Consider the following 11,898-nt stretch of genomic DNA (forward strand, 5'->3'; position numbering starts at 1 on the left):
GAGACAGGAGGAGGAGAGTGGGAGATATTGTATATAATCAACAATATTGCCAGCTCTGGTCACCGTAGCCTGCGTCACATCACGCCAGCAACCCCTTTCACTTACCGAAAAGGGCCTCTTCCCCGAACATGGGCACGAACATGGAGGAGTAGTCGGGTCCCCGGCGCAGGTGGTGGCCGCCGTCCACGTTGATGACCTGGCCGGTGATCCAGGAGGACTCCGGGCCGGCCAGGAAACGCACGGCCTCGGCGATGTCCTCGGGCTCGCCCACCCTGGCCAGCGGCATGCAGGCCATGTAGTCGTCCAGGATCGGGCCGGTGTCGGCGATCCCGGCGACCAGCTCGGTGCGCACGATGCCGGGCCTGATCCCGTTGACCCGGACGCCGAAGCAGCCCAGTTCGTCGGCGGCCAGCTTGACCAGATGGTCCACCGCGGCCTTGGAGACGCCGTAGGCGCCGAACCAGCGGTGGGTGTTGGAGGCGGCGATCGAGGAGATCACCACGATCGAGCCGCCGCCCGCCGCGGCCAGCGCCTGGGAACCATGCTTGATGGTCAGCATCGTGCCGGTGGCGTTGAGCTCCATCGTCGCCCGCCAGGCCTCGACGTCCAGCGAGCCGATCGGACCGATCGAGGTCGATCCGCCCGCGTTCGCCACGATGGCGCGCAGCGGGCCGCGCTCCGCCGCGTGGGCGACGGCCGCCGCGATCTGCTCCTCGTCGGTGATGTCGGCGACGACGTAATCCACGTCCCCGCCCCCGCCGAGCTTCTCGACGGCGTCGCGCAGCCGGTCCTCGCCGCGTCCGCAGATCGTGACGGTCGCGCCGTCGGCCAGGAGCCGGGCCGCCGAGCCCAGGCCGATGCCGCTGCCGCCGCCGGTGACCAGAGCCGACGTTCCCTTGAGTGAGCTCACTTTTTCCTGCCTTCTTCTGATGTGGGTTATCCGGCGTCAGCGTTTCAGGTTTCAGCGGTCGACGGCAGTGGCTCCGCCGTCGACGGTGAGATGGGTGCCGGTGATGAAGGAGGCCTCGTCGCTCAGGAGGAAGCGCACAGCCCCCGCGACCTCCTCGGGACCGCCCATCCGGCCGAACGGGGATTTGGCGGCGAACTCCGCGCGCATCTCCTCGGGGGCGACGGAAAGGAAGGGGGTGTCGATGTATCCGGGGCACACCGCGTTCACCCGGACGCCGTCGAAGGCCAACTGGTGGGCCAGCGCCTTGGTGAGCCCGAGGAGTCCGGCCTTGGAGGCGCAGTAGGAGGGGATGAACATCTGACCGACGAACGCCTCGATGGAGGAGACGCCGACCACCGCGGAGCCGGGGTTGGCGCTCAGGTCGGGAAGCAGCGCCTGCACCAGCAGCGCGTGGGCCCGGAGGTTGACGTTCTGGACCGCATCCCACGTCGCCTCGTCCAGGTCGCCGACGGCGGCGGGGACGGAGACTCCGGCGGCGTGGACGAGCCCGCCGATCGTGCCGAGGGCCTCGCGGCTGCGGGCCACGGCTTCGGGGAAGTCGGCGGCGCGGGTCACGTCCACCCGCATTCCGACGGCGGCCACCGAGGTCTCGGCGGCGATCTCCGCGGCGAGGGCCGCGGGCTCGGCCAGGTCCCACAGGGCGACCGGGCGTCCCGCCGAGGCCAGGGCCCGGGCGCAGGCGGCGCCGATCCCCGACGCCGCCCCGGTCACGATCACGCCGGTCGCGGGGCTGCCAGCTCTGGACTTCATAAAATTCCTTATACTTGATACTTGATGGCATGTCGTCGCTCACATTAGCGTGCGGGGGAGTTCTCTTAGAGAGTTCGAAAACGAGGGGCCTCGGACGGGAGACGTCATGCACGAGCTGAACGGCCGGGTGGCCGTCGTCACCGGCGCGGGAAGCGGCATCGGCCGGGCCCTGGCTCTGCGGCTGGCGGACGAGGGCATGGACCTCGCCCTCGGCGACGTACAGCGGGAGGCCCTGGCGGAGACCGGGGAACTGGCCGGGACGCGCGGCGTCCGGGTCGTCTCCCGGGTCGTGGACGTGGGGGAGGAGCACGAGGTGGAGGCGTTCGCCGAGCAGGTGTACGCCGACCTCGGCGCGGTGCACCTGCTGTGCAACAACGCGGGCGTCTTCATGGGCGGCCGGGTGTGGACCAGGCCTGCGGCCGACTTCGAGTGGGCGCTGCGGGTGAACCTCTGGGGCCTCCTGCACGGCGCGCGGGCGTTCGTGCCCCGCATGCTCGACCAGGGACACGAGGGCCACATCGTCAACACCTGCTCGGTGGCAGGGCTCTTCGTCGGCCCCGGCTCCGCCCCCTACACCGTCTCCAAGTGGGCGGCCTTCGCCGCGACGCTCAGCCTGGCCCAGGAACTCGCCATGCAGAACGCGAAGATCCGGGTCTCGGCGTTGTGTCCCGGCGGGGTGACCACCCGCATCCACGAGTCCGAGCGCGTCAGGCCGGCCGGCCTGCGCAGCGAGCCCGGCGACGACTCGATCTTCATGAACGAGATGATCAGGGCCACGGTGGAGAACGGGATCCCGCCGGAGGAGGTGGCCGGGCAGGTCGTGGACGCCGTCAGGGCCGGCCGGTTCCTGGTCCTCACCCACCCCGCGTACGCTGGGGGGCTCCCCGAGCAGGCCGAGGCCCTCGTCGCGGGAAGACTGCCCGGCATGCCCGACTTCGAATGGCGAGGATGAACGTCCCATGAGCGCACAGGCGTCCGCACCGCGCGGCTTCGACTCTCCGATGGTCCCGCGGATCCTGCGGGTGATGTCCCAGGCCAACGTCTTCGTCTACCGGAAGACCGGCGGCCGGATCGGCGGCAAGTGGCGGATCGGCAGCGCCTTCCCGCGCGGCGTCCCGGTCTGCCTCGTCACGACCACCGGGCGCAAGACGGGGCGTGCGCGCACGCTGCCGCTGCTCTTCCTGCCCGACGGCGACCGCGTCATCCTCGTCGCCTCCCAGGGCGGCCTGCCGAAGAATCCGCTGTGGTACCTCAACATCAAGGCGAACCCCGACGTCCTCGTCCAGGTGGGGCGGAACGAGCGAAGGATGCGCGCCCGGACCGCCTCTCCGCAGGAGCGGGCCGAGCTGTGGCCCAGGCTGGTGGCGATGTACGCCGACTTCGACTCCTACCAGGCCCGCACCGAGCGGGAGATCCCCGTCGTCATCTGCGAGCCCGCACCCGACGGCGCGCGCTGAACGCGACCGCGAGGAGGGGCCCTCGCCGGAGCGGGGCCCTTCTCCTGCGAGGGATCAGCGTAGACGCCAGTCGATTCTCTTGCCGGACTTGAAGACCCGCTGCCCTTCCGACAACTCGTCCTCGTCGATGGCCAGCTGCACCATGGCGTCGCCCGCGGCCATCGCCTGGCGGTAGCCCATCTCGCGGGTGTACCAGATCGAGCGGACGGTCGCCTGCAGCGCCAGCGGCGGCTGCGAGGCCATGGTCTGCGCGACGCGCAGCGCCGTCTCCTGAAGCTCCTCGGCGGGCACGACCTCCTGGACGAGGCCGATCTGGTGGGCCCGCTGCGCGCTCATCCGCTCGTAGGAGCCCATCAGCGACAGGCGCATGATCTCGCCCAGCGGCATGCGCTGCGCCATCATCATCGACTCGTACACCGTGGCCATGCCGTAGGTGGTGTGCGGGTCGAAGAAGGTGGCGTGCTCGGCGGCGATGATGAACTCGACCTCGCCCAGCATGTAGAAGGCGCCGCCGCAGGCCATGCCGTTGACCGCGGCGATGATCGGTTTCCACAGCTTCCCGGAGCTCTTGGGCATCAGCCAGTCGCCCGGTTCGTTCTGGTGCATCGGGGTGCCGCCCCGCCGCCCGATGTCGGGGATGCGGTCGTCTTCGCCGACGGCGGCGGCGACGCGGTCGAGGCCGGTGGAGAACGCCTTGTCGCCGGTGCCCGTCAGCACGATCACCCGGATGTCGTCGTTGTCGCGCAGTTCCCGCCAGCAGGCGTACACCTCCCGCATCATCTGCACGTCGAAGGCGTTGTGCACGTCCGGACGGTGGAGGGTGACCCGGGCGACCGGTCCGAACTCCTCGTACTTCAGGGTCTCGTAGCGGGACATGGTTCCCCTCTCGGGTCGGGTCTCAGATGAGGTCGAGGGTGCCGAGCTCGCGGATCATGGCGCAGGACCTGCGCGCCATGGTGAGGAACATCCGGTCGCCCCGGTCGGTCGGGGTCCCGTAGGCGCAGCCCAGAACGGTGATCAGCGGCCCCTGGACGGCGGCGAACCGGTAGTCGTCGAAGCACTCCTGAAGGCCGTAGTCATCGACCCCGTAGCCCGTCAGCGCCGTGTGGTAGCGCGAGACGAGGTCGCGTTCGCAGGCGGCCCGGTCCTCGGGACGCAGCCCGGTGCCGAGGAAGAAGGACAGGTCGCGGACGGGATGGCCGAGGCTGAGCGTCTGCCAGTCCACGGCGATGACCTCGGAGCCGCCGTCCGGAGGGAAGAGCAGGTTGTCCGGCCGGTAGTCCCCGTGGACGGGGCCGAACCGCTCGGAGCGGGCCAACACCCAGGCCGCGACCCGGTCGGCGGTGTCGCGGAGGGTGCGCGCGTCGGTGTCGGAGAGCCTTCCCGCGAACCGCTCGACGAAGGTCTCGACGGCGGGCGCGAAGATCTCGCCCAGGGACCTCGCGTCCTCCTCGCCGACGGCGCCCAGCCACGGCAGGTCCAGCAAGGTCGGATCACACCACCGGGGACCGTGCAGCCCGGCCAGGTTGACCACGGCCGCGGCGGCCTGGGCGGGAGAGCAGCCGGCGAGCTGGTCGCCCTGCACGGCGGGGGAGGCGTCCTCCAGCAGCAGGGTGAAGGCCGTGCCGTCCTCGGAGATCGCGCCGTGGTGGCAGACCGGGACGCGCGCCTCCACGGTGTGTGCGAGGTCCCGGTAGAACGACACCTCGGTGCGGTAGGCGGGGCTGAGGAAGGCCCGGCTGGCCTCGTCCCGCGCGGGGAGCTTGGCGACGAGGCTGCGCGGCGTGCCGGGCGCGCCGGTGAGCTCCAGCCGGTAGCAGGCTCCGATCTGGCCGGAGCCGACCGGTCGGCACACCACCTGCGAGACCTCGGTGCCCAGCACCTCGCTCAGCCATGGCGCGGTCAGCCCCTCGGGCGTGTCCACCACGCTCACCGGGGACTCCGTCCAGGGTTGAGGTCGGCGCGGGCGCCGAAGTCCGCCGGACGCGCCTTGCGGTAGGCGGCGAGGACCGGCTCCAGCTCGGCGGGGGTGGCGCCGTGCAGGATCACCCCGTCGGCCCCGGCCTTGAACTGGTCGAGCACCCGCTGGGCGCAGCGCTCCGGCGAACCCGTCGCGGACGCCTCCAGCCACTGTGCGGGGATCAGCTCGTTGAGTCGTTCGAACTGCTCGGTCGTGCCGATCGCGTCGAAGGCGCCGGGGAAGCCGGAGACCAGCTCGTCGGCGCGGAACCGGGCCAGGGCGGCGGGGTCCCAGCCGTTCAGCCGGACGAGCAGGTCGCCGTACCCCTGCAGGTAGGTGGCCAGCCGCCCGGTCAGCTTGCGCAGCCGCAGCTCCGGCTCGATGTGGTCGCCGACGGTGGCCAGCACCGACCACACCCGGACCGAGGACGGGTCGCGTCCGGCCCGCTCGGCGCCGCGCCGTACCGCCTCGACCGAACGGGAGAGGGTCTCGTCGGAGAAGAAGGTGTGCAGGACGACCCCGTCGGTGACACGCCCGGCGAACTCCAGGGTGCGTTCGCCCATGGCCGTCAGCATGATCGGGATGTCCTCGTCGAACGAGGGGTCCTGCATCAGGTACGGGAACCTCCCGGCGGGGCCGTCGTGCCCGGCGACGGGCTCGCCCCGCCACAGCGTGCGCAGGATGCCGATGACGTCCTCGAGCTGGGCCTGGGTGACGCGGGGCAGCCCCATCACGTCGAAGAGCATGTCGAAGCCGCGGCCCAGCCCCAGCGCGAACCTGCCCCCGGTCAGCCGGTGCATCGTGGTGGCGAACGTCGCGGTGAGCAGGGGGTGGCGCGTGTTGTGGTTGGTCGCCGCGGTGGCGATGCCCAGCCGTTCGGTGACAGCGCCGGCGGCGCCGGACAGCGTCGCCGCCTCCTTGACGTTGAACCGTTCGGAGAGGAACGCCGCGCCGATTCCGAGGCGTTCGGCGGCGCGCACCTCCTCGAGGAGGTCTCTCGGGTCGTCCGAGTGCCCGGCCAGGCCGTAGCACCCCAGTTCCCACAGGTCTTCCATGGTGGCCTCCGGGTCAGCCGGCGAGCTTGGGGACGGGGGTGAAGCGGACTTTGAGGCTCTCGTAGCCGGACACGAAGTTCGCCGGGCGGTGGGAGGGCTCCGCGTCGTCGACCGGCTCGATGTCGGGCAGACGCTCCAGGAGCCGCTCGAACATCACCTTCAGCTCCAGCCGGGCCAGGCTGTTGCCCAGGCAGAAGTGCGGCCCGTTGCCGAAGGCGAGGTGGTCGTTGGGGGTGCGCGTCACGTCGAACCGGTCGGGGTCGGTGAAGACCTCCTCGTCCCGGTTGGCCGACGGGTAGAGGAGCAGGACCTTGTCCCCCTCCTTGATCGTCTGGCCGCGCAGCTCGAAGTCGCGGGTCGCGGTGCGGTTCATGTTCTTGATGGGGGAGACCCAGCGCAGCATCTCCTCCACTGCCGTCGGGATGAGGCCCGGGTCGTCGAGGAGCAGCCGCCGCTGGCCGGGGTGCAGGCACAGCTGGTACATGCCGCCGGAGATGACGTGCCGGGTGGTCTCGTCGCCGCCGATGAGGATGAGCAGGGACTCCTGGAGGAGGGAGTCGTGGTCCAGGCGGTCGCCGTCGACCTCGGCGTGGACGAGGACGCTCAGCAGGTCGTCCATCGGGCATGTGCGGCGTTCCTCGATGGCCTTGCCCGCGTACTCGTTGAAACCGCCGAAGGCCTCGGCGGCCTTGACCATCAGCTCGGGGTTATCGCCGCCGGTGAGGGCCCTGAGCATGTCGTCGGACCACTCCAGCAGCATTCCGCGGTCCTCGGGACGGAAGCCGAGAGCGTCGCCGATGACGATGAGGGGGAGCATCGCGGCGACGTCGGAGACGAAGTCGCACTCCCCGCGCTCGCAGACCTCGTCGATGATCTCGTCGCAGATCCGGCGCAGGTAGTGCTCCTGGTCGGCGACCCGGCGCGGGGTGAAGCCGCTGCTGATCAGCTTGCGGCGCATCTTGTGCTCGGGATCGTCCATGTCGATCATCATCGGCATCGCGGGGTTGTCCGCGCGGATGCCCTGGGCGCTGGAGAACACCTCGGGGGTGCGGGAGACCAGCCGCAGGTCGGCGTGCTTGGAGATTCCCCAGACCCCGCCGTGCGGATCCCAGTAAACCGGGGCGTTCTGTCGCATCCAGCGGAACTCGTCATGCGGGTTCCGTCCCCAGAATTCTCCGCTGACCAGGTTGATGGCGTCGTTGACGGGCTGCTCGGCCATGGTCCTCCTCAGGAGCCGTCGCGCTGGATCGTCAGCGGCAGCTTCGCCAGGCCGCGGACGTTGCTGGAGTAGTGCCGCTCCACCCCGGTCCCGTCGACGGTGAAGTCGGGGAAGCGCTTGAGCAGCTCCTCGAACGCCACCCGGGTCTCCAGCCGGGCCAGGGAGGCGCCCAGGCACAGGTGCCGGCCGAAGCCGAAGCTGACGTGCCGGTCGATGTCGCGGTGGATGTCGAAGGTCTCGGGGTCGGGGTACTTGCGTTCGTCGTGCACGGCCGAGCCGGTGATGAGGATGACCCGCTGGTCCGCCGGGATCACGGTGCCGCGGACCTCGACTTCCCGGGTGGTCCACCGGCCCTGGTAGTGCGACGGCGGGTCCCAGCGCAGCATCTCCTCGACCGCGTTGGGGATCAGGCCGGGGTCGGCGACGAGCTCGCGGCGCTGGTCGGGGTACCAGGCCAGCGCGATGACGCCGTTGGGGATGAGCTTGGCGACGGTCTCGTGCCCGGCGAAGGCCAGTTCCAGGAACCGGGAGGCCAGTTCGGCGTCGTCGAGGGAGCGCAGGTTGCCCTCCTCGTCCTCCACCTCGGTGTTCATCAGCAAGGTGATGACGTCGTCGCCGGGGTGCTTGCGCCGTTCCTTGACCAGTTCGGCCAGCAACGCCCACAGCTCGGCACTGGCCTCGTAGACGTCCGGCGGGGTGCTCATGTCCTCGTTGCGGGCCGCGACGCGGTCGCTGAGGTGGTGGATGCGCTCGCGCTCGGCGACGGGGATGCCGATGAGCTCGCTGATGACGTCCAGGGGCAGGCGGAAGGAGAACTCCTCCACCAGGTCGAACCTGTCGGCGCCCGAGACCTTGTCCAGCAGGTCGGCGGCGGTGCGGCGGATGAACGGCTCCAGCTCGGCGATCCGGCGGGGGGTGAACAGCCGCGCCACGATCTTGCGGTGGAAGGTGTGCTCCGGCGGGTCCTTGACGATGAGGAACGGTGCGCCCTGGTCGACACCCTCGATGGTGACGCCGTGCGCGCTGGAGAAGACGTCGGTGTCCAGATGGGCGGCGATGACGTCCTCGTAGCGCGAGAGCGCCCAGAACCCGATCTCCTCGTTGTGGTAGACGGGGGCCTCGTCGCGGAGCCTCCTGTAGACGGGGAAGGGGTTGTGGACCGTCTCGCGGTTGAACGGGCTGTACTCGACCATCAGGGCTCCTTGGTGGGCCGGGCGGGGAGGAGGGGCCGGCCTGAGGCGTCCACCACCGGGGACGGGGAGCGCAGGGTGAGGTTCTCCATGCACACTCCGGGCCTGCCTGCTCCGGCGGCGACGACTCCGAGGAGGACGTCCGCCACGTCCTGCGGGCTCATGAACTGCTCCTGGGCGAGACCGCGGGAGATCCAGTCGTTCAGCATCCGGCCGAGCAGGCCGGGCTCGAAGTCGTTGCCGAAGTCGGTGGGGACGGTGGCGCCGATGGTCACGGTCGTGAAGCGCAGCCCGGGGTGCTCGATCCGCCAGCCCTCGATCATGCGCTCCAGCGCCGCCTTGCTGGTGGAGTAGGCGCCGATCCCCGGCCTGGGCTGCCCCACGCTCTCCGAGGAGAGCGCCACCACCATGGCGCTCGGCTCCAGGAGCGGAAGGCAGCGGCGCAGGAGCCTGCCGACGCTCAGCACGTTGGTCTCGAAGATCCGCCGCCAGTCGTCGTCGCCGGTGTCGGAGATCAGCCGCATGGGGGCGGCTCCGATGCAGGAGACGAGCAGGTCGAGGCCGCCGAGCCGGTCGCGGACGGCTTCCGCGAGCAGGTCGCAGTCCTCCTCCCGGGTGAGGTCGGCGGCGACGGGCTCGCCGCCGCCCGCCTCGTCCCGCAGCTTCTCCAGCTGCTCCAGCCGCCGCGCGGCCAGGACGACCCGCGCGCCCGCCTTGACGGCGCCCACGGAGAACGCGCGGCCGATGCCGGCGGACGCGCCGGCGACCAGGATCCTGGCCCCGGACAGGGAGGAGAGATCGGTGTTGGAAAGGTGTGACACGTTCCGCACGTCCCGTCAGCAGGCCTCGGCGATGGTCTTGATCTCCAGGTACTCCTCGAAGCCCGCGACTCCGCTCTCCCTGCCGACACCGCTCTGCTTGTAGCCGCCGAACGGCGCGTCGGCCCCGTAGAAGAGGCCGCCGTTGACCGAGATGGTGCCGGTCCTGACCCGGTTGGCGACCGCGCGGGCCCGCTCCTGCGAGGCGCTGATGACCATGCCGGACAGGCCGTACCTGGAGTTGTTGGCGATCTCGACCGCGTGGTCGTCGCCGTCGTGGGCCAGGACCGCGATGACCGGGCCGAAGATCTCCTCCTGGGCCACCGTCGCGTCGGGGTCGACGTCGGCCAGCACCGTCGGCTCGACGTAGTAGCCGCGGGGGAGGTGCTCGGGCCTGCCGCCGCCGAGCGCGACCCGCGCGCCCTCGGCCACGCCCTTCTCGATGAGGCCCAGCACCCGGTCACGCTGCCGTTCGCTGATGAGCGGGCCCATGAGCGTGCCCGGGTCGGTCGGATCGCCGCAGGGCCAGTCGCGCAGCGTCTCCACCAGCTTTTCGACGCCCTCGTCGTAGCGGCTGCGCGGCAGCACCAGCCGGGTGAGGATGGCGCAGCCCTGCCCGGCGTGCGTGGTGATCTGGAAGGCGGCGTTGCCGACGACGGCGTTCATGTTCGCGTCGTCCAGCGCCAGCAGGGCGGACTTGCCGCCCAGCTCCAGGAAGACCTTCTTGATGTTCTCCGCGCCCGCGCGCATGACCTTGCGGCCGGTGTCCGTCGATCCGGTGAAGGAGACCATGTCGACCCGGGGGTCCTCCGACAGCCGCTGCCCGAGTTCGTGGCTCGAGCCGGCGACGACGTTGAGCACGCCGGGGGGCAGGTCGGTCTCCTGGGCGGCGATGCGGCCCAGGAGGGTGGCGTTCCAGGGGGTGTCGGGGGCGGGCTTGAGCACGACGGTGCAGCCCGCCGCCAGCGCCGGGCCGATCTTGGCGAGGATGATCTGGACGGGGAAGTTCCACGGGGTGATCGCCCCGACCACGCCGATCGGCTCACGGCGCTGGACGCGTCGGGAACGGATGCCGTAGGGGGAGGCGACGCCCAGGTCGGTCTCCCACGCGTAGTTCTCGGCGAGGTCGGCGATCCAGTCCAGGCCTTCGACGGGGGTGTCGAACTGGGCTCCGTGGGTGAGGGTCACCGGGCAGCCGACCTCGGCGACGATCGCGGCCCGCAGTTCGTCGGCGTTCTTGGTCAGCGCCTCGCGAAGTTGGCGCAGGCAGCGCACCCGGAAGGCGTGGTCGGTGGACCAGGACGTCTCGTCGAACGCCCGCCGGGCCGCGGCGATCGCCCGGTCCAGGTCGGCGGCCGTGGCGTCGGCGGTGTGGCCGATCACCTCTTCGGTGGCGGGATCGACGTTGGGGAAGGTCCCCCCGTCCGAGGCGGGGACGAGCTCGCCGTCGATCAGGAGGAGCTGTTCACGTCCGGTGCCCGATGTCATGGAGCCTCCGAGGGGGTGGGCCGCGGACGGGGGCGTCCTCGACCACGCGGATCAGTTTTTGAAAACTTGATGATGTATATTATAGCCAAATTGGGTGCCGGTCGACGCCCCCGGAAGCGGCGGCACCCACCGAGATCCCCACGAGGAGGGCGCGGATGCGCTTCGCGGACAAGGTCGCCATCGTCACCGGCGCGGGCCAGGGCATCGGAGAGACCTACGCCAAGTCCCTCGCCGAAGAGGGGGCGAGAGTCGTCGTCGCCGACCTGAACGAGGAGCAGGCGGTCAGGGTCGCCAAGGAGATCGAGGCCGCGGGAGGCGCCGCGCTGGCCGTCAAGGTCGACGTCTCCGATCCCGGGAGCGCGCTGGCCATGGCCGCCGCGACCGAGGAGGCCTACGGCGGTGTCGACTTCCTGGTCAACAACGCGGCCATCTACGGCGGCATGAAGATCGAGTCCCTGATGAAGGTGGACCTCGGCTACTACGAGAAGTTCATGTCCGTGAACATGAACGGCGCCCTGCACTGCACCCGGGCGGTCTACAAGAGCATGCGCGGGCGCGGGGGAGGCGTGGTGGTCAACCAGTCCTCCACCGCCGCGTGGATGGCGGGCGGCTTCTACTCCATCGCCAAGGCCGCGATCAACAGCCTGACCGTCAACCTCGCCTCCGAACTCGGCTGGATGAACATCCGCGTCAACGCCATCGCCCCCGGCCCGACCGACACCGCCGCCACCCGCTCCGTCGTGGGGGAGATGGTCGACCCGCTGGTGCAAGGCCTGATGATCAAACGCATGGGCACCCCGCAGGACCACGTGGGGTTGCTGCACTTCCTGCTGTCGGACGAGGCCTCCTGGGTGACGGCCCAGATCATCGCCGTCGACGGAGGCCACATCGTCCGGCAGTGAACCGGGCCCGCACGGTGAGAGCCCGTATCGGGGAGCGGTTCCGCTCCTCCGATCCGGGCTCTTCCTCATTTCTCGGACTGTACAGACCC

12 protein-coding genes are annotated in these 11,898 nt (G+C 70.5%); 3 read left to right on the forward strand and 9 right to left on the reverse strand.

The window, feature by feature from the left end:
* Nucleotides 1-97 precede the first annotated feature (97 nt).
* Complete coding sequence (locus tag ABGB12_RS10075; RefSeq protein ID WP_347676278.1) at nt 98-910, reverse strand: SDR family oxidoreductase; 813 nt, start codon at nt 908-910, stop codon at nt 98-100.
* A 51-nt stretch (nt 911-961) separates the two neighbouring features.
* Nucleotides 962-1,720, reverse strand: a complete 759-nt coding sequence (locus ABGB12_RS10080) for an SDR family oxidoreductase (protein ID WP_347676280.1) — start codon at nt 1,718-1,720, stop codon at nt 962-964.
* A 106-nt stretch (nt 1,721-1,826) separates the two neighbouring features.
* On the opposite strand from ABGB12_RS10080, the gene ABGB12_RS10085 reads away from it, so the two are divergent.
* Nucleotides 1,827-2,672 carry an SDR family NAD(P)-dependent oxidoreductase gene (locus tag ABGB12_RS10085; RefSeq protein ID WP_347676282.1) on the forward strand — a complete coding sequence of 282 codons (846 nt, stop codon included), beginning with the start codon at nt 1,827-1,829 and terminating at the stop codon, nt 2,670-2,672.
* Between the two features lie 7 nt (nt 2,673-2,679).
* Nucleotides 2,680-3,177 carry a nitroreductase family deazaflavin-dependent oxidoreductase gene (locus ABGB12_RS10090; RefSeq protein WP_347676284.1) on the forward strand — a complete coding sequence of 166 codons (498 nt, stop codon included), beginning with the start codon at nt 2,680-2,682 and terminating at the stop codon, nt 3,175-3,177.
* Nucleotides 3,178-3,231: 54 nt separating this feature from the next.
* Here the strand turns inward: ABGB12_RS10090 and ABGB12_RS10095 are convergent, their stop codons facing one another.
* The 7 genes from ABGB12_RS10095 to ABGB12_RS10125 are packed head-to-tail and all read right to left on the reverse strand — an operon-like array spanning nt 3,232 to nt 10,907.
* Nucleotides 3,232-4,053: an enoyl-CoA hydratase/isomerase family protein gene (locus tag ABGB12_RS10095; protein ID WP_347676286.1), complete on the reverse strand. Its 822-nt coding sequence runs from the start codon at nt 4,051-4,053 to the stop codon at nt 3,232-3,234.
* Nucleotides 4,054-4,075: 22 nt separating this feature from the next.
* Nucleotides 4,076-5,110, reverse strand: a complete 1,035-nt coding sequence (locus ABGB12_RS10100) for an aminoglycoside phosphotransferase family protein (RefSeq protein WP_347676288.1) — start codon at nt 5,108-5,110, stop codon at nt 4,076-4,078.
* Nucleotides 5,107-6,192: a TIGR03857 family LLM class F420-dependent oxidoreductase gene (locus ABGB12_RS10105; protein ID WP_347676290.1), complete on the reverse strand. Its 1,086-nt coding sequence runs from the start codon at nt 6,190-6,192 to the stop codon at nt 5,107-5,109. The genes ABGB12_RS10100 and ABGB12_RS10105 overlap by 4 nt, the downstream gene beginning before the upstream one ends.
* A gap of 13 nt (nt 6,193-6,205) precedes the next feature.
* Nucleotides 6,206-7,411 carry a cytochrome P450 gene (locus ABGB12_RS10110; RefSeq protein ID WP_347676292.1) on the reverse strand — a complete coding sequence of 402 codons (1,206 nt, stop codon included), beginning with the start codon at nt 7,409-7,411 and terminating at the stop codon, nt 6,206-6,208.
* A gap of 8 nt (nt 7,412-7,419) precedes the next feature.
* Entirely contained in the window at nt 7,420-8,604 is a 1,185-nt protein-coding gene (locus tag ABGB12_RS10115; protein WP_347676294.1) for a cytochrome P450, read from the reverse strand.
* The gene (locus tag ABGB12_RS10120; RefSeq protein ID WP_347676296.1) at nt 8,604-9,422 is read right to left on the reverse strand and encodes an SDR family oxidoreductase; all 819 of its coding nucleotides are present in this window, start codon (nt 9,420-9,422) and stop codon (nt 8,604-8,606) included. The genes ABGB12_RS10115 and ABGB12_RS10120 overlap by 1 nt, the downstream gene beginning before the upstream one ends.
* 15 nt (nt 9,423-9,437) lie before the next feature.
* Complete coding sequence (locus ABGB12_RS10125; RefSeq protein WP_347676298.1) at nt 9,438-10,907, reverse strand: aldehyde dehydrogenase; 1,470 nt, start codon at nt 10,905-10,907, stop codon at nt 9,438-9,440.
* A gap of 155 nt (nt 10,908-11,062) precedes the next feature.
* Between ABGB12_RS10125 and ABGB12_RS10130 the strand changes: the two genes are divergently transcribed.
* The gene (locus ABGB12_RS10130) at nt 11,063-11,809 is read left to right on the forward strand and encodes an SDR family oxidoreductase (RefSeq protein WP_347676300.1); all 747 of its coding nucleotides are present in this window, start codon (nt 11,063-11,065) and stop codon (nt 11,807-11,809) included.
* Nucleotides 11,810-11,898 lie beyond the last annotated feature (89 nt).

The sequence above is a fragment of the Actinocorallia sp. B10E7 genome (assembly GCF_039871655.1).
Taxonomy (GTDB): domain Bacteria; phylum Actinomycetota; class Actinomycetes; order Streptosporangiales; family Streptosporangiaceae; genus Actinocorallia.